The 26,237-nt window shown below is 60.1% G+C and carries 22 protein-coding genes; 9 read left to right on the top strand and 13 right to left on the bottom strand.

Annotation, left to right across the window (positions count from 1 at the left end; all coding sequences use genetic code 11):
* Positions 1-357: 357 nt before the first annotated feature.
* On the top strand, positions 358-1,044 hold the full coding sequence (locus tag M5J09_RS09675; RefSeq protein WP_257157701.1) for an ABC transporter ATP-binding protein: 687 nt from the start codon (positions 358-360) through the stop codon (positions 1,042-1,044).
* Positions 1,034-3,469: a hypothetical protein gene (locus M5J09_RS09670; RefSeq protein WP_257157700.1), complete on the top strand. Its 2,436-nt coding sequence runs from the start codon at positions 1,034-1,036 to the stop codon at positions 3,467-3,469. Before M5J09_RS09675 ends, M5J09_RS09670 begins: the two co-directional genes overlap by 11 nt.
* On the opposite strand, the gene M5J09_RS09665 is transcribed toward M5J09_RS09670, so the two are convergent.
* From M5J09_RS09665 to prpD, 3 genes are read right to left on the bottom strand one after another with little or no spacing between them, the layout of a single operon-like run.
* Positions 3,466-4,614 (bottom strand): bifunctional 2-methylcitrate synthase/citrate synthase, encoded by a 1,149-nt coding sequence (locus M5J09_RS09665; RefSeq protein WP_042529550.1) that lies wholly within the window; start codon positions 4,612-4,614, stop codon positions 3,466-3,468. The two genes, M5J09_RS09670 and M5J09_RS09665, sit on opposite strands and share 4 nt — an antisense overlap.
* A 27-nt stretch (positions 4,615-4,641) precedes the next feature.
* Complete coding sequence (gene prpB, locus M5J09_RS09660) at positions 4,642-5,574, bottom strand: methylisocitrate lyase (RefSeq protein ID WP_257157699.1); 933 nt, start codon at positions 5,572-5,574, stop codon at positions 4,642-4,644.
* Positions 5,575-7,086 carry a 2-methylcitrate dehydratase PrpD gene (gene prpD, locus M5J09_RS09655; RefSeq protein WP_257157769.1) on the bottom strand — a complete coding sequence of 504 codons (1,512 nt, stop codon included), beginning with the start codon at positions 7,084-7,086 and terminating at the stop codon, positions 5,575-5,577.
* Between the two features lie 169 nt (positions 7,087-7,255).
* Between prpD and M5J09_RS09650 the strand changes: the two genes are divergently transcribed.
* A complete protein-coding gene (locus M5J09_RS09650) occupies positions 7,256-8,563 on the top strand; it encodes a short-chain fatty acyl-CoA regulator family protein (protein ID WP_257157698.1) in 1,308 nt (435 codons plus the stop codon).
* Positions 8,564-8,610: 47 nt separating this feature from the next.
* Here the strand turns inward: M5J09_RS09650 and M5J09_RS09645 are convergent, their stop codons facing one another.
* The 3 genes from M5J09_RS09645 to upp form a co-directional block, all read right to left on the bottom strand.
* The gene (locus M5J09_RS09645) at positions 8,611-10,035 is read right to left on the bottom strand and encodes an NAD(P)H-quinone dehydrogenase (protein ID WP_239180117.1); all 1,425 of its coding nucleotides are present in this window, start codon (positions 10,033-10,035) and stop codon (positions 8,611-8,613) included.
* A gap of 58 nt (positions 10,036-10,093) precedes the next feature.
* On the bottom strand, positions 10,094-11,275 hold the full coding sequence (locus M5J09_RS09640; protein ID WP_070537882.1) for an amidohydrolase: 1,182 nt from the start codon (positions 11,273-11,275) through the stop codon (positions 10,094-10,096).
* Positions 11,276-11,393: 118 nt separating this feature from the next.
* Positions 11,394-12,029, bottom strand: coding sequence for a uracil phosphoribosyltransferase (gene upp, locus M5J09_RS09635; protein ID WP_042529542.1), 636 nt, complete (start codon positions 12,027-12,029; stop codon positions 11,394-11,396).
* Positions 12,030-12,090: 61 nt separating this feature from the next.
* On the opposite strand from upp, the gene M5J09_RS09630 reads away from it, so the two are divergent.
* From M5J09_RS09630 to M5J09_RS09620, 3 genes are read left to right on the top strand one after another with little or no spacing between them, the layout of a single operon-like run.
* Entirely contained in the window at positions 12,091-12,375 is a 285-nt protein-coding gene (locus M5J09_RS09630; protein ID WP_257157697.1) for a hypothetical protein, read from the top strand.
* Positions 12,375-13,250, top strand: a complete 876-nt coding sequence (locus M5J09_RS09625; protein WP_257157696.1) for a C40 family peptidase — start codon at positions 12,375-12,377, stop codon at positions 13,248-13,250. The genes M5J09_RS09630 and M5J09_RS09625 overlap by 1 nt, the downstream gene beginning before the upstream one ends.
* Positions 13,251-13,261: 11 nt before the next feature.
* The gene (locus M5J09_RS09620; protein WP_070537844.1) at positions 13,262-14,500 is read left to right on the top strand and encodes a hypothetical protein; all 1,239 of its coding nucleotides are present in this window, start codon (positions 13,262-13,264) and stop codon (positions 14,498-14,500) included.
* Here M5J09_RS09620 and M5J09_RS09615 read toward each other — a convergent pair.
* A complete protein-coding gene (locus M5J09_RS09615) occupies positions 14,497-15,339 on the bottom strand; it encodes an adenosine deaminase (RefSeq protein ID WP_257157695.1) in 843 nt (280 codons plus the stop codon). The genes M5J09_RS09620 and M5J09_RS09615 overlap by 4 nt on opposite strands.
* Positions 15,340-15,378: 39 nt before the next feature.
* Between M5J09_RS09615 and M5J09_RS09610 the strand changes: the two genes are divergently transcribed.
* Positions 15,379-16,605: a D-alanyl-D-alanine carboxypeptidase family protein gene (locus M5J09_RS09610; protein WP_257157694.1), complete on the top strand. Its 1,227-nt coding sequence runs from the start codon at positions 15,379-15,381 to the stop codon at positions 16,603-16,605.
* Here M5J09_RS09610 and M5J09_RS09605 read toward each other — a convergent pair.
* From M5J09_RS09605 to M5J09_RS09580, 6 genes are read right to left on the bottom strand one after another with little or no spacing between them, the layout of a single operon-like run.
* Complete coding sequence (locus M5J09_RS09605) at positions 16,574-17,332, bottom strand: RDD family protein (protein WP_257157693.1); 759 nt, start codon at positions 17,330-17,332, stop codon at positions 16,574-16,576. The genes M5J09_RS09610 and M5J09_RS09605 overlap by 32 nt on opposite strands.
* 4 nt (positions 17,333-17,336) lie before the next feature.
* Complete coding sequence (locus tag M5J09_RS09600; RefSeq protein ID WP_042529530.1) at positions 17,337-18,419, bottom strand: YhjD/YihY/BrkB family envelope integrity protein; 1,083 nt, start codon at positions 18,417-18,419, stop codon at positions 17,337-17,339.
* A gap of 53 nt (positions 18,420-18,472) precedes the next feature.
* A complete protein-coding gene (gene trpS, locus M5J09_RS09595) occupies positions 18,473-19,507 on the bottom strand; it encodes a tryptophan--tRNA ligase (protein WP_257157692.1) in 1,035 nt (344 codons plus the stop codon).
* Between the two features lie 46 nt (positions 19,508-19,553).
* Entirely contained in the window at positions 19,554-19,745 is a 192-nt protein-coding gene (locus M5J09_RS09590) for a hypothetical protein (RefSeq protein WP_042529526.1), read from the bottom strand.
* Between the two features lie 51 nt (positions 19,746-19,796).
* A complete protein-coding gene (locus M5J09_RS09585) occupies positions 19,797-20,696 on the bottom strand; it encodes an exodeoxyribonuclease III (RefSeq protein WP_257157691.1) in 900 nt (299 codons plus the stop codon).
* Between the two features lie 10 nt (positions 20,697-20,706).
* Positions 20,707-21,948, bottom strand: a complete 1,242-nt coding sequence (locus tag M5J09_RS09580) for an MFS transporter (protein WP_257157768.1) — start codon at positions 21,946-21,948, stop codon at positions 20,707-20,709.
* 182 nt (positions 21,949-22,130) lie between these two features.
* On the opposite strand from M5J09_RS09580, the gene M5J09_RS09575 reads away from it, so the two are divergent.
* Both M5J09_RS09575 and M5J09_RS09570 read left to right on the top strand, forming a co-directional pair.
* A complete protein-coding gene (locus M5J09_RS09575) occupies positions 22,131-24,314 on the top strand; it encodes an NADP-dependent isocitrate dehydrogenase (protein WP_257157690.1) in 2,184 nt (727 codons plus the stop codon).
* A 179-nt stretch (positions 24,315-24,493) separates the two neighbouring features.
* Positions 24,494-25,972 (top strand): RNA-binding domain-containing protein, encoded by a 1,479-nt coding sequence (locus tag M5J09_RS09570; protein WP_257157689.1) that lies wholly within the window; start codon positions 24,494-24,496, stop codon positions 25,970-25,972.
* The last annotated feature ends 265 nt before the right edge of the window (positions 25,973-26,237 follow it).

Raw genomic sequence — 26,237 nt, 5'->3', positions numbered from 1 at the left:
CTCAGGTTAGTGGTCTTGGTGCTCACGCGGGCGGAAATCGACAGATAGGCCAACAGAAATTGCTCAGTTTCTCGCTAAACACACCATGCATACCTCTAAACGCCCCACCCCATGTCACTTCGGAACCGAAGCCGAAAAAGTACTTTCTTATTGAAAAAATAAAAACCTCTTGACATGACTCTTTTCCGCTTCTAGTCTTCGATAAAGTTCACGTACCAGCTTCATCTTCCACTTTTGAAGGGTTCATGATGGAGACGGATACCAGCTGTAGGCTGTGGCCTCGCCACCAGCCATTCCTGTTCCCGCTCAGACCTCGGTCGACGACCTTGGCGTGTTCTTCTCTGCTGTATAGCGCTCATGAATTCAGTCACCATTTCTAACGTTCACAAGTATTTGGGCGAAGGCGCCCAGCGCACGCATGTTCTCAAGGGCGCAAGTCTAGAGGTCAATAACGGCGAGTTTCTCGGAATTTCGGGAAAGAGCGGCTCTGGTAAAACAACTCTCCTGCGCGCGGTTGCAGGTCTTCTACCTATCGATGAAGGCTCAATCTCGGTCTTCGATACCTGTGTATCCACCGCTGCTCCCAAGGAACTACTCGCCTTGCGCCGCAGCACAATCGGCTTCGTTCATCAAGACGACCTGTTGATGAATGAACTCACCGCGCTCGAAAATGTCATGCTTGTGCTTGCCGCAGCGGGTGTCGATGAAACGACGGCACACAACAAGGCTTCCAAGGCATTAGCCCAGGTAGGACTAGCAGAACTTGCTCAACGGTTTCCCGCAGAGATGTCGCGCGGCCAGTGTCAAAGAGTCGGAATCGCCCGAGCACTGTCTGGGAACCGGCGAATTCTCTTGGCTGATGAGCCGTCTGCTGCGCTCGATTCCGAGAACTCCCATGGCATTTTTCAACTCTTCAAAAAGCTCGCATCAACTGGCACAACCGTGATAGCAACCAGCCACGATCCCATCATGCTGGACTATTGCAGCACGGCCTACACGCTGATCGACGGCCAGCTTGGGAAAGCAGCCCCGCATGCTCAATGAACTGATTACGAAAATCGTGCATTCTTCGAAACGGTACCGCTTCGGCGCAGCGGCAATCGCAGTGTGCTTAGGATTATTCGCATTTGCTGTCTCGGCCGATCTCTTCATGACGTTGTCCCCGCAGCAGAAGGCGCAGTCAGAATTGGGGAACAACGCCGTGCGCGTGGACGTGCCTGTGTACACGCGGGCGGGCGTGGTTGAGCAGACGCTGCCACAACTTGATTCCCCAGAGCGGGGATTTACTGCCCAACTCGAGACTTACGATCTCTATATCGATAGCGATCCTTCAACTTCCCTTGTCTACAAGGAGTCTCACTGGGAAGAGCAAGCTCCCGATTTTGGGTTGGCATTGGTTCAGGGCCATTGGCCTAGCGCTCCTGGCGAGGTAGTAGTCACCGAGGACGTGAACCTTAGTCTTGGAGAGAACACAACTGCATTCAACGGCACGCTACCTCTCCGTATCGTTGGCGTTGCATCGAATTCCTTCCACAAGCATGAAGAAGCTGTGTACGGCGCGTCGGGAACGTGGAACACCATCGACGCTGACGCTTATTCCATGACCTCCGCTTCGGTCCGGCCAATTGTTTTCGGTTCCGAAGGAAAGACTCCTGCAGCCCTCACCGAGTTCATTAGGAGTCAGATCGGGGATGCAGACCTCGTCGATCATGCAGCGCTTGACGACGCCTTCTCGGCATCTCTTCTCACCCAAGAAAGCTTGCTCGCAACACCACCTTCAGGGTTCGCCGATAGCTATTCCTTCTTCTTCGGCCTATTCGCCGTTGTCATCCCATGCGCTTTGATCTTCTTCCTGTGGCGGATTACCTACCAGGTACTTCGCCCGTTGAGCCAGCGGTTTTTCGAGCTAGGAATCTCGCCCTTCCTGTTGTGGAAGTCCAGCGCATTCATCCTGCTTCGTTCAGCCTTGATGTACTCCGTCTTAGGCCTCGTTGTAGGTTCAGGCCTGGCACAATGTGCGCGCCCTTTCATTTCAGGACGTGCAGGTTTGCCTGATCCTGGAGTCCTGATTCCATGGAAATGGTTAGTGCTTCTTCTCGCTAGCTCGCTGACGGCGCTCCTGATTGGTGCTATTGCCACCGCACCGTCGGCTCAACCTCATCCGTTCTGGAAGGACTTCCCGACACCGACCCCATCGGCATCATTCTTACGCTGGGGTGCAGTCGTTATTGTCCTTGTCGCTGTCCTCTTCACGTTCACTGCAGCACTGCTGGGGCCCGACGTGTTCGAAACATGGGCACCAGCGCCAACCGTGGCATTGTGTATCGTCTTTTCTCTTCTTCTCGCACGCTGTCCGCGAACCAGCCGGCCCTACACTCCAGCGGGCGTGGCCCTAAGATTTGCAGAGAAACACCGTCAACTCATTGGCACGGGTCTGACGTTGTTGGTCCTGTGCATGGGAACCGCGGTGTTCAGTAGCTCAATGTCAGCCAGCTTCACAGCCAGTGAGAATGACAGTTTGACGTCAACGATCGCCCCAAACCAGGCACACGTTTTAGAGAAGACAGATGATGGCCTAGCTACAAACGCTGATTCCGTTCAGCACGTAGCCCACGCTTTGGGTGTGCCCGCCCCAGTTCGAGTTTCTTATGTCCAAGCCACGCTAGACATGCCCACGGAGATGTCGGGAACCTATGGCGTACTGACCGTCGAATCCGTTCATGACGTAGAACAGCTCTTAGGCCGAGAGCTCACGGACCGTGAAAAAGATGTTCTTAAGACCGGAGCTTTGGTCCGCGATAACCGATTCATCCACCATGAGCACGTTTCAATCACCACGGGCAAAAACTCAGGTCTCACATCACTTCCAGCGCTGAGCACGGATTTCGGACCTCACTGGGAGAAACTAGCTGGAGGGTTTATCCTCGAATCCACGGCGCAGAAACTCAACGCACCGGCACGTGGGACACAGTGGGTCTTTACGGAACTCAACGAAGAAGCAGAAAAGCGCTTTCTTGATAGCGCTGCGCAAGCCCGTATCCCCCACGAGCTCGTACTGCTACCGCTGGTTCAAACCTCTTCGACACCGCGGGCGTTCTACATCAGTTTGGCAGCCGCGCTGCTCAGCGCGTTAGCCGTAACCTTTGTTTTCTCGCGGCACCTTGCTCGCGCTACCGAAGCAATTCGGACCGCCTTCAAGGTACTGGGTCTCGAATCTTCATGGCACCTAAAAATTGTTGTGCTCACGACGACCGCACTGGCATGTGCTGCAATCGTTACTGGCTGTATGGCTGGAATCCTCCCCCTTGCTGGCATAGCCCTCGCAATGGGAGACGGTCTCACTTTTGCCATCGATTGGACGGCTCTTTTTGTGGCTGCAGGCGCAATAGCACTAGGCGCTGCAAGTGGCGTTGGCATGTCATGCCTTCGCTACTCACAGCGCCCGTCGTCAAGCGCAGTTGCTCGCTAGATTTCCTTCGGCGGAACGGAGCGCTGCTCCTTGCCGTTGTAGGCAGACAGCGGGCGAATGAGGGAGTTGTTCTCGTTCTGCTCCACGATGTGTGCGGTCCAGCCGGTGATGCGGGCCATCACGAAGATCGGGGTGAAGAACTCGATGTCGAAGCCCAGGATGTGGTAGGCGGGGCCAGCCGGGAAATCCAGGTTCGGCTGGATCTTGATGGAGGTGTTCTCGTACATGGTCTTGGCCATGACCTCGTACATCTCCACCCACTGCTCTTGGCCGTGGTCCTTGGCCAGCTCGCGGAAGGCAGCCTCCATGGTCGGAACACGGGAGTCACCGTTCTTGTACACGCGGTGACCGAATCCCATGACGAGCTCTTTGTTCTTGAGCTTGTTTAGAGTCCACTCCTCAACCTTGGCCGGGTCACCGACCTCGAGGAAGTTCTTCATCACGGCCTCATTCGCACCACCGTGCAGCGGGCCCTTGAGCGCACCGATAGCAGCGGTGACGGCGGAATAGGTATCCGACATCGTGGAGGTCACCACGCGGCCAGCGAAGGTGGACGCGTTGAAGGAGTGCTCAGCGTAGAGGATGAGGGACTTATCGAAAGCCTCGATGTCGGAGCGGGACGTAGCCGGGGAGCCTTCTTCATCACCGAAGACCATCCACAGGAAGTTTTCCGCAAAGCCCTTCTTGCGTGAGGGCTCAATGTAGCCCTCGCCGCGGCGGCGGCGGATATCGAGTGCCACGATGGTCGGCAGCTTGGCCATGAGCTCCAGTGCGGTGCGGCGGATGTGCTCGGAGTCCTTGGTGTACTCCTCCGGATCCTGGGAACCGATGAAGGACACTGCGGTGCGCAGAACGTCCATCGGGTGGCAAGACTTCGGCATCGAGGTAATCAGGTCAATGAGGTGGCGGTCCAGGTGGCGCAATGCCTTCTCACGGGCGGAGAAGCGCACCAGCTCACCCTGGCTCGGCAGCTCGCCGTTCCACAGCAGGTAGGCAACCTCCTCGAAAGAGCAGTAGCGGGCCAGCTCCTGCACTGGGTAGCCGCGGTAGGTCAGGGAGTTGGTCTCCGGAACCACCTTAGAAATGGCGGTCTCATCAACGACAACGCCGTACAGGCCCTTGCGAATCTCTGGGGTCTCAGACATGGTATTTCTCCTTTGCGGATGTGGGGGTTAGTCAAAAGTGGGCTTGTAGCTGTCCTTGGAGTACGTGAACACGCTCTGATCGAAGGCGTTGTACTCGTCATAACGAACAAGCTCGTAAAGGCGGGAGCGGTGCTGCATGCGCTCGAGCCATTCCTCGGATTGCAGGCCGGTTTCCTGCATGTCGCGCAGGAATTCTTCGGTAGCGCCCATGGCCACGCGCAGGGTGGACACCGGCCAGATGACGGCGTTATAGCCCAAGTCTTCAATCTGCTTGGCCGAAAGCAGCTCAGTCTTGCCGAACTCCGTCATGTTGGCCAGCAGCGGGGTATCCACGGCGGCGCGGAACTTTTCAAAGTCCGCCGGCGAGTACAGGGCCTCAGTGAAGATGAGGTCCGCGCCAGCATCGGCGTAGGCCTTGGCGCGCTCGATGGCGTCATCAATGCCGTGGATGCCGGCGGCGTCGGTGCGGGCGCAGATGATGAAGTTCTCATCCCGGCGCTCATTGACAGCGGCGGTGATGCGGCGAACCATAAGATCCGTTGGCACCACTTCCTTGCCATCGAGGTGGCCGCAGCGCTTCGGATTGACTTGGTCCTCCAAGTGGCAACCGGCCAAGCCAGCGTCCTCCAGCGCGGCGACGGTACGGGCGGCGGACATGGGTTCGCCGAAGCCCGTGTCAGCGTCGACAAGCACCGGCAAATCCGTGGCCCGGGCAATGTGCCCAGAGCGCTGCGCTACCTCGGTGAGAGTGGTCAGGCCAATGTCCGGAAGACCCAAATCATTGGCCAGAACTGCGCCGGAAACGTACACGCCACCGAAACCGCCGAGGTCTTGGATGAGGCGCGCGGTGAGCGGATTAAACGCGCCCGGCAGCGTGGTGATTTTTGGAGCGTTCAGCGCCTCGCGGAAGCTCTTGCGCTTGTCCGCGCTGCTGATAGTGGAACCAAACAGGCCAGCCATTTAGAACAGTCCCTTCGGGGTCTCGGGTGCGGTGGCGATGGCCTCGTCGGTGAGGCGAACGTTGAGCTCACTAAGGTCCGTGAGGTTCTCCAGGTTCTGCGCGGCCTTAAGGAAGCGCTCCTGCTCCTCTTCCGACACCTTGCCGGCAGCAAGCTTCTTGAACTTGTTGATGTACTCCTCGCGGCCGAAGGGGCGGGCGCCGAGCGGGTGGGCGTCGGCAACCGCGCGCTCATCCTCCACCACGGTGCCATCCTTAAAGGTGATGACGGCCTTGCCACCGAAAGCCTTCTCCTCCAGGTTGTTGGAGTGGTAGCGGCGGGTCCACTCCGGATCCTCAACGGTGGAAATCTTGTGCCACAAGTCGATGGTGTCCTGACGGTGCTTGCGCTCGTCGGAGTAGGAGGTCTCGTAGTCCCACTCGCCATCCTGCAGGGCCACGGCAAAGATGTACATGATGGAGTGATCCAGGGTCTCACGGGAGGCGTTCGGATCCATCTTCTGCGGGTCATTCGCGCCAGTGCCGATGACGTAGTGGGTGTGGTGCGAGGTGTGCAGGACGATGGACTCGATATCCTCGGTCTTCAGGCCCTTGTCAGCCAGTGTCTTCTTGAGTGCGAAGGCCATGTCAATCGGGGCCTGTGCCTGGTACTCCGCGGAGTGCTCCTTGGTGTAGGTGTCCAGGATGGCGCGCTTTTCCTCACCCTCCGCCGGCAGGGGGACGGTGTAGGTGCGCTCTGGGGAGTGCAGCATCCAGGCGATGAAGCCGTCCTCACCTTCCCAAATTGGGGCCGGAGCACCCTCGCCGCGCATGGAGCGGTCCACTGCTTCGATGGCCATCTTGCCGGCAAACGCTGGGGCGTAGGCCTTCCAGGAGGAAATGAGGCCCTTGCGGGACTGGCGCGTGGCGGTCGTGGTGTGCAGCGCCTGGCCGATGGCCTGGTAGATGGTGTCCACGTCAAGGTTCAGCATGGTGCCGATACCCGCTGCGACGGACGGGCCAAGGTGTGCCACGTGGTCAATCTTCCACTCGTGAAGACAGATGCCCTTGACCAGGTTGACCTGGATTTCGTAGCCGGTGGCGATGCCGCGGATAAGGTCCTTGCCGGTCAGGCCCTTCTGCTGAGCCACGGCGAGAAGCGGCGGAATGTTATCACCCGGGTGGGAGTAGTCAGCGGCGAGGAAGGTGTCATGGTAATCCAGCTCACGAACAGCAGTGCCGTTCGCCAGTGCTGCCCACTCGGCGGAGTAGGTGCCGTCCACTCCGAAGATGGTGGCGCCGCTTTCCGACGTCTCATGGGCCTGCGCAATCACTCGCGCCGAGGTCACGGGACGGCGCGTAGCTGAGGCCACAGCAACACTGGCGTTGTCGATGATGCGGTTAATGATCATCTCGGTGGTCTCGGCCGGAACCTCGACCGGATCGGCGGCTACCTTAGCAATCTTGTGGGCGAGGTGTTCTTCGATGGGGAAATTCTCAGCGGACTTGTGGGTCCGTACTTCGTGGTTAATCAACGTGTTCTCCTCCTGGGCGACTACTTTGAGTGCGATAGCCATCACATTAATTCGCGTTCCGTGTGGCCCGCCACATGTGTAAACTGCGTATATCTGTTGCACGTATTTGCGTTACGTGCAAATGTTGTGGAAGCCCGAGTTCAGAGCGGGTTCTGGGAGGAATAGGAGCATGACTAAGCACTACGCGGGGGCGAGAATCCACGCGCTACGCAAGGAACGTGACCTCACCCAGGCCGCCATGGCCAAACAACTCGGCCTGTCCACGAGCTATCTCAACCAGCTGGAAAACGACCAGCGCCCACTCACCGTCACCGTCCTCATGCAACTCACCCAGCGCTTCGACGTGGACCCGACCTATTTCGCGGGAGACCGTGACCTCCGCGCACTTGCCGAGCTGCGCCAGCTTTTCCCCGAAGCTTCCGAAGCCACCCTGACCGATCTCAGCGGCCGCTTCCCTGAACTTCTGCCCCGGCTTGTTGCCGCTGCCGCCCACACCCCCGCTGAAACCAGCTCCTTCGAGTCTGTGCGTGACTTCTTCTACGATGCTCACAACTACGTCCACAGCCTCGATATTGCCGCTGAAGAACTAGCAGAGAGCCTTGGTGACCGCGTCCTGCGCCGGGGGCGCCTCGCCTCGCTCCTCCAAGAGGACTTCGGGGTCACCACCCGCTTTTCCTCGCCCTCCCCGCGACGTCGCACCTTCCACAACCGCGAGCTCCACCTTCGGGCCGGCCTTTCCGAGGCCCAACTCGTCTTTGAGATGGCACTCCAATACTGCCTCCTGGCTTACCCAGAGCACTGCGCCGAACTCGTCGCTGAGCTCCCTACTGCCGAAGCACGCACCATCGGCACCCTCGGCCTTGCCCAGTACTTTGCTGCCGCCGTGACCATGCCCTACACGCAGTTCCTCACCACTGCGGAAGAAACGCGCTATGACATTGACGTCATCGCCAACGCATTTGGAACTGGCTTCGAAACCACGGCGCAGCGCTTGTCGACGTTACAGCGCCCCGGCCACCGCGGTGTCCCCTTCTCCTTCATCCGAACCGACCGTGCGGGCAACATTTCCAAGCGACACTCCTCTACCGCCTTTCACTTCGCCCGCAGCGGCGGCTCCTGCCCCCTGTGGGTCGTGCACCGAGCCTTCGAAACCCCCAACCGCATCACGCGCCAAGTGGCCTCGATGCCCGATGACCACACCTACCTGTGGATCGCGCGCTTCGTCCAAGGCCAAGCGCAGGCCTGGGGCACTCCGCGCAAGGAATTCGTCGTGGGCCTCGGCTGCGATATTTCTCAGGCCGATCGCGTCGTCTACGCCGACGCGCTTAACCACTCGCCGTCCGAGGCAACCCCCATCGGCCCCGGCTGTGCCGCCTGCCCACGGCCCGCGTGCCCACAGCGCGCCTTCCCTCAGGCCGGAAGACCCGTCAGCCTCGACCTCAATACCTCGCCAGAGTCGGCCTACGCCACCGGCTAGAGAGAAGCACCACGGGACACTCGAAGACCTAGTGAAGGTGTGGCGCGCTACTCCAAGTCGTCGTGGGCAACGAGGCGGCGGGCCGCTTCCGTGATGGTGCCGGACAGGGACGGGTAAACCGCGAAGGAGTCCGCCAATTGGTTCACCGTGAGCTGGTTGGTGACTGCTACGGCGATGGGCAGGATGAGCTCAGAAGCGGTGGGGGCGACGACAACGCCACCAATGACGCGGCCGGACGTAGCGCGGCAAAAGAGCTTGACAAAGCCGTGCTGCAGGGAGCGCATCTTGGCGCGCGGGTTGGTGCTCAGCGGCATCATGATGGTGCGGGCAGCAACCTCGCCAGCCTCGATCTCTGCCTGGGTAAAGCCCACGGCAGCAATCTCCGGGCGGGTAAACACGGCGGTGGCAACGGTCTTCAGACGCAGCGGAGACACGCCTTCACCCAGCGAGTGGTACATGGCGATACGGCCCTGCATCGCGGCAACGGACGCCAGCGGGAACAGGTCGGAGCAGTCACCAGCGGCATAGATACCGGCCACGTTGGTGCGGGAGACGCGGTCGACCTCGATGTGGCCGGACTTGGTGGTGGCCACGCCGACGTGCTCAAGCCCCAGGTCCTTGGTGTTCGGGATGGAACCGATGGACATGATGACGTGAGAGCCGTGAATCTCACGACCGTCCTGGGTCTTGACCACCACATTGCCGTCCTCAGTTCGGGAGACGGTTTCCACGCGGCAGTTCTTCTCCAGCTCAACACCGCGCTCAGCCAGGACGGTCTCGAGAACGTCCGCAGCATCGGCGTCATCATGCGGCAGGATGCGGTCACGGGAGGCCACCATGGTCACGCGCACGCCCATCTCGGCGAAAGCAGAGACGAACTCGGCACCCGTGACACCAGAACCGACCACGATGAGGTGCTCCGGTTCCTCCTTCAGGTCGTAGACCTGCTGCCACGTGAGGATGCGCTCACCATCAGGCTGCGCACCCGGAAGGATACGTGGAGTGGCACCGGTAGCGACAAGAACAAGATCCGCATCGAGGGTCTCAGTGGTTCCATCGTTGTGTTTCACATCGATGCGGTGAGCAGCACCTTTAACGCCATGCTGGTCCTCAGAGAAAGCTGCACGGCCGTCGATCACCTTGACGCCGATCTTCTCTAGGCCCACGCGAACGTCCTGCGACTGGTTGCCAGCCAGTGCCTGCACACGGCCGTTAAGCGCCTGCAGGTTAAGCTGGAGCGAGCTGAGCTGGTTGTTCAGGCCCATGTCATCGGCACGGCGGAAGTCAGTGCGGAGATTAGCGCCGGCAATAAAGGACTTCGAAGGAACGCAGTCCAAAAGAACGGAGGAGCCACCGGGGCCCTGCTCCTCAACCAACGTAATGTGCGCGCCATACTTAGCGCCGGCGGTCGCAGCCTCGTAGCCTGCGGGGCCACCGCCGATGATTACGATGCGGGGGGCTTCCTGTGACACTGTCGCTCCTTCTATAAAATTTCTGGGAAATCCGTGTCACAGTGTAATGGTTGGGGGCCTAATCCTCCACGTTGGCAAACTGCTCAGCCACGGAACCGAAGAGTTTCACACCGACACCAATAGCGCGCTCATCCGGAGCCAAATCTCCCATGTGGAGATCATGCTGCTCACCTTCACCTGACCAGCAGCCAAGGCGGGCCATGGAACCCGGAACCTTTTCCAGGTACCACGAGAAATCCTCGCCGCCCGACGACTGCGGGGCCTGGACGACAGCCTGGGGATCGATGGCCTGGGCGGCGCTAGCAAGGAGGGCGGTGGAGACGTCGTCGTTAAGCACAGGCGGAACCCCCCGATGATAGACCAACTCATGCTCAACCCCTAGCGGCGCAAGGACTTGCTCCACAAGCTCCGCGAAGAGGGTCTGCATTTCACGCCAAATTCCAATATCCGCCGTGCGCATGGTGCCGGATACCGAGCCCGTCTCCGGGATCGCGTTCGGGGCATAGCCGGAATTGACCTGGCCGAACACAAGAACTGTGCCAGTACGAGGGTCAACACGGCGCGAGAGCAGCCCCGGCAGATCCGTGAGAAGCTTACCCAGCGCATAAACCACATCCGCCGACAAGTGTGGGCGCGACGTGTGCCCACCCGGACCAGTGACGTTGATTTCTACAACGTCAGTCGCGGACGTAATGGCACCTGCACGCACGCCAATACGGCCGACGCGCAGTTTCGGCTCCACGTGGACGGCAAAGATGGAGTTCACGCCCTCGAGGGCTCCCCACTCAATGACATCGGTGGCACCGCCCACCCATACTTCCTCGGCAGGTTGGAAAATCACGCGAATTCCACAATCGAGGTCGTGCTCACGGTGGAAATCAGCCAACGCACACGCGGTGGCCAGTGCGATGGTCGTGTGGATATCGTGCCCGCACGCGTGCATGACACCAGGTACCTCAGAGGTGTATTCGAGACCAGTAACTTCAGTGACGGGAAGCGCATCAATGTCAGCACGGAATGCGAGGCGACCAAGCTCCGTGTCAGGCCCGATGTCCACCATGAGACCCGTTTCGGGAAAAAGTTGCGGCTCAAGGCCGTATTCGCGGAGGGTACGGGCAAGGAAACGAGTAGTTTCCACTTCGTTGTTGGAAGTCTCCGGGTGGCGGTGAATATGACGGCGCCACGCGATGACCTCCGCGCGGTGGTTTGTGAACCACTCACTCACGTATTCCGAGATCACTGCGTCCTCCTCCATGGTTTTCTATGGGGAAGAGTCTACAACTAGACCATGCGGTTCAGTTAGTCGGGCAGGTCAGCTGCCAGATATACTGAGCGGTCTGGAGTTGCCCGGCTCGCTCCTAGAGGTCGATATTGCGCGGGCCATACAGGCGGTCACCGGCATCACCCAACCCCGGAACGATGTACGCGTCATCGTTGAGCGAGGGGTCAATAGCCGCAGTGACAAGGCGTACCGGCAAACCGGAGTTGGCCAGTGCATCAACGCCTGGCTGCGCGGAAACCATGCAGATCGCCGTGATGTCTGTGGCACCGCGGTCCGCCAGCAACTTGAGAGAGTGCAGGAGCGAGCCACCAGTGGCCAGCATGGGGTCCACTACGAAGACGCTTCGGCCGCTGAGATCCTGCGGCAGAGCCTCTAGGTAAGGGACCGGTTGGTGCGTGGTTTCATCACGGGCCATACCAATGAAGCCCACTTGGGCATCCGGAATCATAGACAGGGCCGGGTCAACCATGCCCAGGCCAGCGCGGATAATGGGCACAATGATGGGGGGATCCTGCAGGCGGGTGCCGTCTGCAGTGGAGACAGGAGTAGCACAGTCGAAGTGCTCGACGGGCAGGTCACGGGCAGCCTCGTAGACGAGCATGGCGCCGAGGTCGCGCAGGGCGGCGCGGAATGCTGCGTTGTCGCTGCGGGCATCGCGCATGAGCGTGAGGCGGGACGTGGCGAGAGGGTGGTCTACAACGTGGATATCCATGCCCACCACTGTATAAGAGTTGGGCGGGAACCGATCGGCGGGTTCGGCAGTCTAATAGGACATGACTGACTTCACGACCTTTTCCATTGACACAGAACAGGCGCGCCGCTTGGCGCACGAGCTTATCGACGCCTCCCAGGCCTCCCCCACTCCCCCTCCGGAACTGCCGAACGACCCTGCCTTGGAGGGCTTTACCAGTGCTCTAGCTGCCGCCGTGGAGAACCTCTCCGCACGACTTACCCAGGTCAGGGCCGATGCAGTGGCGGTCGCGGAGTCTAGCTTCCTTATGGCCCGTGAAGCCGAGGACGCCGACCATGCCCTCGCGAGCGCGTGCGGGGGTCTGTGATGTTGGAGTCAGCGATCGCGCAGATCGCGCGCCTGCAGCCCGCGCAGCTTCCCGACGTGAGCTTGCCTACTGTGCCAGATCTCACCGCAGCGGGCCCATTGGCTGAGATTGCACACGGCGATCCTAGTGCGCTTTTCGCTGTCGCCCGCCAAGCCAGCGAGGACATTTCCACCGTGCACTCAACGCTAGGTTCAGCGCGGAACTTGATTTCAGCAACCATCCGGGATCTCGTGGGGCTGGGTTTCGAGTTAGTGCAGCGAGGCATTCCACTCGCTCTCGGGTTGCTCATTCCGAATCCGGCAGCACAAGCCGCAGCACGTTCTGCCTTGCACGCCCTAGCGATGGAGTACGTGAGCAAAGCCATACTGCGTGTGAAGCGTCTCGCTGGCGAGTTGCTTCGAGCTGCTGCACCGCTCGTGCCTATTGGTCAACGTGCGGTTCGCCCTTCAGTGCGCGGGCGGCATGATCATGATGCCGGTGAGGTGAGCGTGGCCCGTCACGCGCTGCGCGCACCTGCTGCTGAGGGTGGCTCTAAGCAGGGGCAGGCCGCAGCACAGGCAGCATTATCCCAGGTGGGAACGCCCTATGGTTGGGGAGGAACCGGTAATGGCAGCTTTGACTGCTCTGGCCTTACACAGTGGGCGTGGCGTCAGGCTGGGGTAGAGCTTCCCCGCACTGCCGAGAGCCAAGCGGTGGGCAGGCAGGTGAGTGCTGAGGACCTTCAGCCCGGCGATCTTGTGGTGTGGGATGGGCATGTGGCCATGTATTCCGGCGATGGCCAGATCGTGGAAGCAGGCAGCCCTGTTCAAACCGGCCCACTGCGCACGAACAATATGGGGATGGCTTTCAAAGGCTTCTGGAGGCCAACAGGGTAGACTGTTTCCCCATGAATACCCGCGCGATTGTCCCCGTCCAGCTCTCCCTGTCTGAGGGCGATTTCTACACCCTGTGGGCGCCGAAGTGGCGTCAGAACGGTTCCGAGTGGCAAGCCTTTCTTGGCGATGATGACTCCGTCCTCCTCTTCCACACCGAAGCCGAAATGCTCTGCTTCCTCGAGTCCGGCAAGAAGCATGACTTGCTCGACCACCCGAAGTGGGATGTGTTTAACTCCCAGCCGGCAGACCGCGTCGTGCCGGAGAAGAAGCACGTGTACGACCTCGTAGCAGTGCCGAAGTACCTGGCTGGCCGCCCGAGCCACGAGAACGTGTCCTCGGTAGCACGCAACCTGGAAATTGCTCGCGCACTGGCGGAGGTTTCCGCCGCAGAGCACACCGTGATCTTCTTCGCTTCCCACTCCATCCTGCGCAATCCGGCCCGCGGCGCAGACCATTACGCCGGTGAACAGGGCATGAGCGAGTGGTCCGGTGTCGGCAGCGTTATTCACGCAAACTGGCGTGGCGTTATTGAGGACCTTGACAAGGTGGTCAAGGTCGTTCCGTCAGCAGACTTTAGCCAGGATGCAACGACGGATGCCGCCACCCGCATTTCCGCGGCGACGGAGGCTGCCGCCGAGGCCCGCAAGAAGGCCGAAGAAGAACGCAAGGCTGCTGCAGCTGCTGCCGATCCGTACGACAGCTCCCCGTGGGCTGCCGCTGGTATTGACCCGGTCAAGATCACCGCTAATCAAAAGTCGGTCTACACGCTGCGTACCTACCTCGATGGCAAGCCTGTGTTCCTGGGCAAGTGGGGCGAGATTTTTACCTTCCCCACCTCCAAGGTGCTCGTTCGCTGGATCATGGAAAACGATGACCACGACCTAGCCAAGGTTTCCACGTGGGAAGAGGTGGTTGCCGCCGCCAACGCTGGCGAGTTGGAGGTCACCGTTCACCCGGATAACCAGTACACCTTCAACGGCATCATCCGTGACATCGAGAAGGGCCCGGAGGCCGTAGACACCGACCAGATGAGCCGCTGCTACGAAATCTGCGCCGATGCCGCCGACTGGTCCGGCGATGATTCCATCAACTCCTACATGCTTCAGAACCCACGCTTCCAGGATTACTTGGGCTACATGCTGGGCTCCACCGAGCACGCAGGTTACGTTCCGTCCAAGCCCTACACCGAGCACGCGGAGTCCTGGAAAGGCTTGGAGGAGATGCTCACAAAGCGCTTCTCGCGCTTCTAGTCAGTCTCCTCGTCACTCTCCGCGTCTTCAGCAAACTCCGGATCCGCGAGCTTCTCATAGGCCGGCAGGATTTCCTGCTCGATGAGGCGCTGGCGGTCCTCCTCGCTGGCGAAGGAGTTTTCAACGGCCTTGATCGTCAGGTCAAAGAACTCTTCGAGGCCGTAGCCGAAGGTTTCGCTGAGTGCGAGGAACACGTCGCTGAGCTTGTCGCCCGCCACAGTGCAGGTAAAACCAAGCTGCTGAAGCAACGGCAAGGGGTGGTCCGGAAGCTCCTCGGCAGGGAGCTCCTCAAGCGGGGCAAAAGTCAGAGCGATGTGGCGATCACGTACCCACGCCGAAGCCTTACCTGGGCGCACACCGTCGAGGTCGGCGCTGAAATCGTCCACAAGGTCCGTCGCATGGACGAGGCGGGTAGCTCCCGCCTTTACGGCGTCCACAGCATCCTCGTACGAAGTCGCGTCGAATTCCCAAGGGATGAACTCTTCCCGAAGGGCAGCAGCCTTCGTGAGATCGGTGAGAACAACACCGGCAGCCTTGTCGGAGGCATCGCCGTCAACAACAAGACGCGCATCGATTCCCGGCACTGCGAGGCCTTCCGAAGCAGCAGCAATCGCATCGGCAGCCGTGAAGGGGAAGGCCTCGGTGATGAGGCGGAGCTCGGCGTAGACCACGTGGTCGTCGGCAAGCGCCTGCACAACAGAGCGGGTCGCCTCGCGCAGCTCCTCCGGGGATGAGGCATCCGTTGGCAGCGGTGCGAGCAGCGTGACCTTGGGCAGGCTGGCGAAAATCTCAGCGCCGGAGTCTTTGTTTTCGGGGCTAAATAAAGGTGCGTCATGCATGGGACTTATCCTAGGGCGGGGTCTAGGATTAAGCACATCATGAAACATGTCCCCACGCTCCTCGCAGTCCTCGCACTCACCGCTGCCCCACCAGCACTCGCGGAGGAGTCTGAAACGGACGCGTCCTCATCAATCACACGCACCACCGCGCCAGACACCGATTCCTGCCCGCACTCCCTCAAACCCGGTGAGCCGAACACGACCTCTGAGAAGCTCGCCCCCGGCCAAGCCACCCCCACTCCCCTGCCTGCGGTGGAAGGGGCCGCATGTGGTGTCACCGCACCGCGCGGTTTCAGGGTCAACAAGGACGTCGTTGCCTCGGCGTGGATGGTCAGTGATCTTGACACCGGCGAAGTCATCGCGATGAAAGATCCCAACGGCCGATACCGCCCTGCATCCATTATCAAGGCGCTGCTCGCACTTGTAGTCATTGATGAATTACCGCTTGACCAGCGCATCACGGCCACGGTGGAAGACGCATCCGTTGAAGGCTCTGCCGTGGGCATTGGACCGGATGGTGAATACACCGTGGAGCAGTTGCTGGAGGGCCTGCTTATGGCTTCCGGCAACGATGCCGCGCATGCCTTAGCGCAGGCCGTCGGCGGGGATGTTGCAGCTCTGGACAAGGTGAACGAGAAAGCCCGGGAGATTGGAACGCGCTCAACTGTCGCAGCGAGCTATTCCGGGCTGGATGCCGCGGGAATGTCGACCTCCGCGGCGGACATCTCACTCATCTACCGCGCAGCCTTTGCCAATGACACATTTGCGCGCATCGTCGACACTGAACACGTGGACTTCCCCGGTTGGGGTGACATGCCTGGATACGAGCTCTGGAATGACAACGGGCTTTTTCTCAATGATCCGGATGGCATCGGTGGCAAGACGGGCTACACCGAGGACGCGCACCACACGTTCGTCGGTGCGGTCAATCGCGGCGGGCGGCGCCTGCAAGCGGTCATTCTGGATACCACCGTCGAACATGGCTTCCGGGCGTGGGAGCAGGCGCAGATGCTTCTCGACGAATCCTCCGACGTCGCCCCCGGCGAAGGCGTAGGACAGCTCGAGGAATTTTCAGCTCAAGCGGCGGAGGAGACAACAGAAGTTCCTACCCCTGCTCCTCCGACCCCCGCAGAGGCCCCGGAAACGGAGCAGCCCCGCTCATCCTTCGAGGACTCGCAGGGCTGGATCGGTTGGGTGGTGGCAGGGCTCGTTGCCCTACTGGTCATCGCGGTGGCTACTTTTTCACTACTTCGGCGTGAGCCATGATGTCGTGCTGACCACGCAGCGCGTTCTTCGGGCCAATCGTGGTCACCACGTACAGGGCTCCAAAGAAAGCAATCAGCGGGCCAAGGAGCGGCACGAGGGAGGCAACGCGCCACCAGTTGCGTTTGATGCTCTGCGGCCACGTGAGCTTCTCGTGGGTCGTGGTATCACGGACGGTGTAGCCGCCGATGAGCTTTGCCGGCGTCGCACCGGCGTACACCTCGAAGAAAAGGTAGTAGGCCACAGTGAAGAGGCTAGAAATGCTGACGATCCACATGCTGTGCGAGTCAGGATCGATAAAGCTGACGCTCACGATAAAGGACACCATCAGAGCAGCGAAGAAGTAATCGATGATCGCCATGAGGACGCGGTTGCCGGGGGTAGCTCGCTGGGCGCTATCGCTGCCTCTCGCGGTTGTACCCATGGGACGAGCAGAGTCGACTTCCGGCTCCATGGCCCAGCGCCCAGTCTCAGCAAACTGTTCCAGCTGGGCCCATGTGGGTTGGTTTCCACGTTCGAGGCCTTGGTCATACGTCGCGCGGGAGGAAGGTTCCGTCAGAATTCGCGCGGCGACGGCGAGTTCCTGTCGTTCGGGGTCCTCGGGGACGAAGCCGGTGCCTTCGAGGTGGGCGTCGGCAGCCGCGAGTTGCACGCTAAGCTCGCGCGACGTCGCACGCGGGTCCAGGGTGAAGTGAGTGTAGAGGTTCGGAGCGGGCGTTGTGGGAAGCACGGGCCTACTTTCGACGCAGCAGGGCCACGGCACCAGCGGCGGCCGCACCGAGGGCAGCACCAGCACCCAAGGTCACGCCCGTGTTCGGGCCCTTCTTGATTTCGTTGCGGACGTGGATAACCGCCTGATCCGGCACCGGCGGCTCGAGCAGCTCTAGGGATTCCTCAGTGGTAGCCGTCCACGCAGACACGTAAAGCACGACGCGCCACACCAGGTACATGACCACCATGAGGACGATCACCGGGCCGAAGACGGCACCTGCCGGGTTGCCGGCTGCCGAAGACATAACGACGGTGGAGAGCTGTTTGAGAACCTCAAAGATTACAGCGCCGATGAGCGCACCTTTCAGGCCCGACTTGGTGGGAACCTTGGTGCGCGGCAGGAAAGCCACCATCCACCAGAAGACAAGGAAGTTGGCGATAAGGCCGATGACAATACCGGCCAGAACAATCACCGCATCCATCCCGGGGAAGGACTCAATGCCTACCCACTCGAAGACCTTCTGGGTCAGGCCGGAGGAACCGGCCGCCGTCACGCCGAAGGCGATAACTAGGGCGATGAGCAGGCCAATGAGCCCGAGCAGATCGCTGAGCTTCTTCGTCACGAAGTTACCCGGAGCATCGTTTGGATCCTGGTTCCACATCGCAGAAATACCGATGCGCAGGTTGTTCATCCAGCCCAGGCCGGACCACAGCGTGGTCAAACCACCAATGCCGTACATTGCACCGCGCTGATCAATGGCCGTCTTTAGCAGCTCCGTGATGGAATCTCCGAGGTCACCCGACACGGAATTCGCAATCTGCTCCTCAAGCTGCTGCATAAGGTCCGGGCGGTTAGCCAGCACCGTGGCTGCGCCAGCGACCACGAGCATGAAAATCGGGAAGATGGCCAGAACCGAAAAGTAGGTAATACCCGCGGCAAACTGGTTGCCGCCCTGGCTGCCATAGCGATCCAGCATCTTCATGATGTGGTCGATGAAGCCAGACTTCTCACGGACCTTGTCTACTGCACCTGGGTCATCAGCATGCGCGCGCTCGATGCCGTATTCATCAGTCTTCTTCTCATCAGTGCGTGTCGTTGGTGCCACAGGCACACCCCTTTTTATGTTGTTAGTTAAACGTCCTTCATATGCTAACCAACTCAGCCGCGGCGCGCGGGGAGGAACCCAACCGCCTCGTAGACCTTGTCCACGAGCGGGGTCGCAATCTCCGTGGCTCGCTCCGCACCCTGAGCAAGGATGCGCTCCAGCTCTCCGCGATCCTCCATGAGTTCGTCATAGCGCGCCTTGAGCGGGGTGGTGAAGGCTTCCAGCGCTTCGGCAGTATCCACCTTGAGGTGGCCGTAGCCCTGGCCGGCGTATTTCTCCACGAGGGCGTCGATAGCCTCGCCAGTCAGTGCGGACTGGATGGCCAGCAGGTTGGACACTCCCGGCTGCTTCTCACGGTCAAAGGCCACGACGCCCAGGTCATCGGTCACCGCGGACTTGATGCGCTTGGCGGAGGTCTTCGGTGCATCGAGAAGATTGACAATGCCCTTCGGGTTCGCGCCCGACTTCGACATCTTGGAGGTCGGCTCCTGCAGGTCGTAGATCTTGGCCGAGCCCTCGGGAATGAAGGGCTCTGGAACGCGAAAAACTTCACCGTACTTGTTGTTGAAGCGCTCCGCCAGGTTACGGGTGAGCTCCAGGTGCTGGCGCTGATCCTCGCCCACCGGCACATAGTGTGGGGAGTAAAGAAGAATATCCGCGGCCATAAGCATGGGATAAGTAAACAGCCCCACCGTGGTGCGGTCCTGGCCCTGCTTGGCGGACTTGTCCTTGAACTGGGTCATGCGGGAGGCCTCACCGAAACCAGTCAGACACTGCAGCACCCAGGTCAGCTCCGTGTGCGCGGGCACGTGGGATTGGACAAAAAGGGTGGATTTCGCCGGGTCAATGCCTAGGGCGATGAGCTGTGCGGCACCCGCAATGGTGCGGTGGCGCAGCTCTTCCGGGTTCTGCTCCACCGTGATGGCGTGCAGGTCCGGGATGAAATAAAAAGCCTCGTAGCTCTCCTGCAGGTCAATCCACTGCTTGAGAGCTCCGAGGTAATTGCCCAGGTGGTAGGAATCCGCCGTGGGCTGGATGCCCGAAAGGACTCGGGATGCGGAGGACGATGCAGAAGTGGAGTCAGTCATGGTTGACCACTCTACTCTGCCGCCGCCTCCGCGCGGCGTTGCGGCCTTAAATCTTGCGGGAGGTCGGGCTCACAATGTCCATCACGGTGGCGAAGCCAGCCACGATGAACGCGCCACCGATGCCCTGAACGATGATCGGGCCGAGGAACGCGAAGGACGGGCCAACGATGGTCCACCACCAGATACCCAGGGCGAGCAGAATAGCGCCGAGGACGAAGTAGATGAGTGCGCGGGTCATGAGCATCTCCTGCGAAATAGAAAGCTGTCTTAATTCGGAATTATCGTACCACTACTTGTATTCGACCATGAGCGGGGAATGATCGGACCAGCGCTGTTCCACCGTCGGAGCCTTTTCCACCCAGGTGCGCTGAGCGCGCTCAAGCATGGCCTTCGTGGCCGCCTGGTAATCGATGCGCCAGCCTGCATCGTTATTAAAAGCCTGGCCACGGTACGTCCACCAGGTGTAGGGCCCCTCTGCTTCTGGGTGCAGGCGCCTGGCGACGTCAAACCACTGCGGGTCCGCCGCCGCCTCCCAGGCGGTCTTCGCCTCATAGTCCACCACGCCGAGCCAGTCCCCGAGCCCCTTCTTTTCCTGTGGCTCATCATCTGGGAAGGAGCCGAAGACGCGGTCCATGAAAGCACGTTCCTCCGGAAGGTGCCCGGACTTCTTCTCGTTGGGCTTGTTGTTCTTCAAGTCCTGGGCGCGGTGGCAGATATTCCAGTCACCACCAATGACGGCCTCGGCGTGAGCCGCGGCCATCTCATCGAGCACCTCGGAGAACTCATCCAGAAAGAGGTATTTTTCGTCCTGCTTCGGGGAATCGGTGTCGCCGGAGGGCAGGTACAGCGACGCCACGCGCACGCCTTCCACAGTCGCGGCGATGAAGCGGCCGGATTCGGCGAAGGAGCCGAAGCCCACGGAGACGTCGCCAAGCGCATGCTTCGATAGGATGCCCACGCCCGCACGCCCCTTGGCGGCGGATTCGGCCTGGACCAGGTTCCATCCTGCCTCCAGCGCCGGGGCGAGGGCCTTCTGCGTCTGCTCTGGGGTGGCGCGCACCTCCTGCATGAGGACGACGTCTGCGGGCGTGGTCTCAAGCCACGCATTCATACCGAGATTGTCCTCGTTGCGCTGTTTGCAGGCCGCGCGGATGCCGTTGACGTTGACGGAGGCGATGGTGAAACTCATGCAGGTCAGTCTAACTGTGTTCAATAATCTTCACGGAAGGGGCTAGCCGGCGCTTGTCCCACTGGGTAACGAACCAGGTCAGACATCCCGCGACAGCCAGACCAGCACTCGCGAGTGCAGTGGAGTTATAGGAGTATCCCGCGCCGACGACGACGCCTCCAATAGCCGCACCCGCCGCATTCGCAATGTTGAGGGCGGACTGGTTGAGCGCCGCGGCCAAGGTCTGGGCGTCACCCGCCACGTTGACCAAGCGCAGCTGCAACGACGGCACAAGAATCGAGCCGAAGAAGGCGAGGATGCCGAAGACAATCGTGCCGGCCCACGCGTTGTGCGCCACGAAATAGAAGGTCACCGATACCCCGACCATGCAGATGAGGGCGAAGATGATACCGAATTCTAGGTTGCGGTCCGCCAACCAGCCACCGGCGACGTTTCCGGTGGTCATGCCGATGCCATAAGCCATAAGCACTATCCACGTGAGGTTCGGATCCATGCCGGCGACCTCCGTCATGGTCCACGTGATGTAGGTGTAGACAGCAAACATGCCACCAAAGCCCACGGTGCCAAGGAACACGGTGAGCAGGACCTGACTGTTCTTCAGCGCGCCCAGCTCCGTAAACATGTCCGTCTGCGGCATGCGCGTCATGTGCGGGAAGAGGAAGAACAGCAGCACCATCGTCAGCGCCGCGATGGCCACGACAAGGAAGTACGCCGCGTGCCAGCCCATCCCCTGGCCTAGTGCTTGGGCTGCGGGCACACCGATCACGGTGGCCACGGAAAGGCCCATGCCCACCATCGACATGGCAAAACCTTGACGGCCGGGCGGCGCCATCGACACCGCCGCCAGATTTGCCACGGAAAAGTACGCTCCATGCGGCAAACCAGCAATGAAACGGGCCGCGAGAAGTACGCCGTAATTCGGGGCAACCGCGGTGAGCAGGTTTCCCACGAGAAGGAAGCCGATGAGCAGGATAATCAGGCGACGGCGCGGAAGTTTGCCCGTCAACGCTGCGATGACCGGTGCGCCTACGACGACGCCGAGGGCGTAGACGGAGATGACTACCGACGCCCTATCTTCCGTAATCCCGAAGTCATCCGCAATGAGCGGCAGCAGGCCCATCGACGTGAATTCCGTTGTGCCGATGGCGAAGGCACCCAAAGCCATAGCAATCATGACGATGGTGCGGCGCGAGGACGAGATCTCTGTTTGTCGGGGCACGGGGCGGCGCTGTATACGCGTGGCGGGCTTCATCGGTTTCACGTGGGCAGACCTTAGTCCTTTCCCCGCTGGGGCGGTAAGCCCAGACGGGGTGGCCGTGCAAAGCACACAGCTCTCCCCCACGGGTGGCACGAGTCACAGGGGGGCCGCCACGCGGGGATAACAAGACAGGTATCCTGTGAGGTTGAACAGTTTTCAACGTATAGAGGAGAACCATGGCTAAGATCATTTGGACCCGCACCGACGAGGCGCCGCTGCTGGCGACCTACTCTTTCAAGCCGGTCGTGGAGGCCTTCGCCTCCACCGCGGGCATTGAGGTGGAAACCCGCGACATCTCCCTGGCTGGCCGCATCTTGGCCCAGTTCCCGGAGCGCTTGGGCGACAAGAAGGTGTCTGATGCCCTAGCTGAGCTGGGTGACCTGGCCAAGACCCCGGAAGCGAACATCATTAAGCTGCCGAACATCTCCGCTTCCCTCGTGCAGCTGAAGAAGGCCATTGCTGAGCTGCAGGCCGCTGGCTTCGACCTCCCGGAGTACGAAGAGGCGCAGGAGAAATACGACGCCGTGAAGGGCTCCGCCGTGAACCCGGTTCTGCGTGAGGGTAACTCCGATCGCCGCGCCCCGATTGCGGTCAAGAACTTTGCCAAGAAGAACCCGCACAAGATGGGCGCATGGTCCGCTGAGTCCAAGACCAACGTAGCGACCATGAAGGCAGATGACTTCCGCCACAACGAGAAGTCCGTCATTATGCCGGAGGAGGACACCCTCTCTATCGTTCTGAAGACCGCTGAGGGCGAGCAGACCCTGCTGGAGAAGCTGCCGGTCCTTGCCGGCGAGGTCATCGACGGCACCTTCATGTCTGCCAAGGCTCTTGATGAGTTCCTCAAGGCGCAGGTTGCCCGCGCTAAGGAGGAGGGCGTTCTTTTCTCCGCTCACCTCAAGGCCACCATGATGAAGGTCTCCGACCCGATTATCTTCGGCCACGTTGTTCGCGCCTTCTTCGCTGACGTCTTTGAGAAGTACGGCGAGGAGCTCGAGGCTGCTGGCCTCAACGGTGAGAACGGCCTCGGCGCTATTTATGAGGGCCTGGAGAAGCTCGACAACGGTGCTGAGATCAAGGCTGCGTTCGACGCTGCGCTTGCCGACGGCCCCGACCTCGCCATGGTCAACTCCCACAAGGGAATCACCAACCTGCACGTGCCGTCCGACGTCATCATTGACGCCTCCATGCCGGCCATGATCCGCACCTCCGGCCACATGTGGAACAAGAACGATGAGGAGCAGGACACCCTCGCCGTCATCCCGGATTCCTCCTACGCCGGCGTGTACCAGGCTGTTATTGAGGATTGCAAGGCCAACGGCGCTTTTGACCCGACCACCATGGGTACCGTCCCGAACGTCGGCCTCATGGCACAGAAGGCTGAGGAGTACGGCTCCCACAACAAGACATTCAAGATCCCGGCAGCCGGCACCGTTGAGGTCCGCAACTCCAAGGGCGAGGCCCTTATCTCCCACGACGTCGAGGAGGGCGACATCTGGCGCGCATGCCAGACCAAGGACGCCCCGATCCAGGATTGGGTCAAGCTGGCTGTCAACCGCGCCCGCCTGTCCGGCATGAAGACCATCTTCTGGCTCGACCCGGAGCGCGGCCACGACGCCAATCTCATCGAGCTGGTCAAGAAGTACCTGGCTGACCACGACACCGAGGGCCTGGACATCTCCATCGAGGACCCGGTCACCGCTACCAAGACCTCTATCGAGCGCATCCGCAAGGGCGAGGACACCATCTCCGTCACCGGTAACGTTCTGCGTGACTACAACACCGACCTCTTCCCCATCCTCGAGCTGGGTACCTCTGCCAAGATGCTGTCCGTGGTCCCGCTCATGGCGGGCGGCGGCCTGTTCGAGACCGGTGCCGGCGGCTCGGCCCCGAAGCACGTCCAGCAGGTCCAGGAGGAGAATCACCTGCGCTGGGATTCCCTCGGTGAGTTCCTGGCCCTGGCTGAGTCCTTCCGCCACGAGCACAACACCAACGGCAACGCCAAGGCCGGCGTCCTGGCAGCTGCCCTGGACAAGGCCACCGAGACCCTGCTGGATGAGGGCAAGTCCCCGTCCCGCAAGGTCGGCGAGAACGACAACCGCGGCTCCCACTTCTTCCTGACCCTCAACTGGGCCAAGGAGCTGGCTGCGCAGACTGACGACGCCGAGCTGGCCGAGGCCTTCAAGCCGGTCGCTGAGGCGCTTGAGGCCAAGGCTGGCGAGATTGAGCAAGCGCTTCTCGACGTCCAAGGCTCCCCCGTCGACCTCGGCGGCTACTACGCCCCGAACGAGGAGAAGCTGGCCGAGGTCATGCGCCCGGTCGCTGCCTTCAACGAGATCATTGACGGCCTGAAGAAGTAATTCGGCGCTAGGCGCTTAACAAAAGACCGCTTCGTCTCCTCCCTGGAGTTCGAGGCGGTCTTTTCTTGCTTCATTAGCCGCAAACCGGCCCGAAACCACAGATTCGGGCGCTATTTTTACCCGTTGAGCTGCGAGAACTTTTTCTTGACTGTTTCTTGCTTCTCGCGCATACTCTAAGCATGACTCCCATCAATTCTGCGCCCGAGGAACAGCTTGTTGCCCGCATAAAACGGTTTACAGCACTTCCTGCTGAGCTACCGTGGCTCGAATTCAAGGTAAACGGGCTTTCCTCTGGCTCGGAGATTGCAAAGTATGCCTGCGCTTTAGGCAACTCGGCGCGTCTGCACGATGAACCAGCGGGATACCTCATATGGGGAGTAAACGATGACCACGAAGTCGTTGGGACGTCGTTTAACTGGCAACGCGCAAAAGGGAAAGGCAACGAAGACCTACTCCCCTGGCTCAACCGCGTCATTAGTCCAGCACCTGATCTGACCTTCGACGAGGTAACGGTTGATGGGCACCTTGTTGTACTTCTGCGTATACCAGCTGCCTTGTCTTCCCCGTATTCTTTCGGCGAAAAGCGTTATTTTCGCAAGGGCAGCTATGTCAAGAATCTCATGGATTTTCCCAATGAAGAACGTCAGCTCTGGCAGAAACTCAACCAGTTCGAATTTGAAAACACTGTAGTTGCTGAGAACCTTGAGCCCGAATCAATCACCGAACTTCTTGATCCCGAAGCCTTCTTCCTCAACCGACCAGAGCTCCCTCGCACGACCGGCGATGCCCTGATCGATACGCTACGAACCGCTAAGGCCATCTCCTACTCACACGAGCAAGGCTGGCATATTCCGGCATGGTCCGCGCTCATGTACGCACGTTCCCTTCAGGACTTTCCAGAGCTGCGCGAGCGTGCTCCCCGCGTCATGCATTTCAAAGGCACCTCGCGCACCGATGTAGAACGTGAATGGGAATTCACTGAAGGATACGCATCTTCCTTCACTCACATAGTCACGCTTTTCAACACCATTCGCCCAGGCGGCGAACATATTGATTCCAGCGGCAAGCGCGTGGCAACTCCACTGCTACCAACGGTAGCCTTCCGCGAGGTCCTAGCAAATGCGCTCATGCACCAGGATCTCGAGCAACGTGGCCGATTCTTGACCGTAGAGATTTTCAGCGATCGAGTCGCAGTAACCAACCCTGGTACCCCTCTCATCGATCCCCAAAGGTTCATTGACTCGGCTTCCACCACCCGCAATACCTATCTTGGCGAGGCTTTGCGCCTGGCACACTTCGTCGAACAACGCGGAAGTGGCTGGGACAAGATCGTTTCTTCACTCGAAGCGGAGCATTTCCCACCTGCTCTCATCCGCGCCAACGGAAGTACCACAGTGTCCCTCAGCGCCTACCGCCCATTCGCGCTGATGACTATGGAGGAAAAGACCCAAGCCGTATATCAACATGCTTGCCTTCGCTTCCTCGAGAACCTTCCCGTTAACAATTCGTCGATCCGTCAGCGCTTCGGGCTGAGAGACTCGCAAGCGGCTCAGGCCACTCGCCTGCTTGCTGCCACCGTCGAGGAAGGCCTCATCCACCCTTACGATCCCAGCGCAGGCCCGCGGTCATTGCGTTATGTTCCGTTCTGGAGCAATTAGGAACCGCTTTCTTGCTTCATTAGCCACAAACCGGCTCTCAACACCACATGTGGGCGCTATTTTTACCCATTGAGCTGCGAGAACTTTTTCTAGACTGTTTCTTGCTTCTCGCTCCTTACTTCGCGCGTTTTCATCCTTTGAATGCCGTTTCGGCGTAGTTGGTAGGGGCAATCCGCGTAGTTGGTCGGGGTTTTCCGGATAGGTGGTAGGGCTCTCTGTTTTCGGTCATTGTATAGGTGGCGTTGGCACAACTTGTGTCGGCGCG

Origin of the sequence: Corynebacterium sp. BF-R-2, from assembly GCF_024586525.1 — a bacterium.
GTDB lineage: Bacteria > Actinomycetota > Actinomycetes > Mycobacteriales > Mycobacteriaceae > Corynebacterium > Corynebacterium singulare.
The sequence above is the reverse complement of the archived record's forward strand: the minus strand, read 5'-3'. Positions and strand labels throughout refer to the sequence as shown.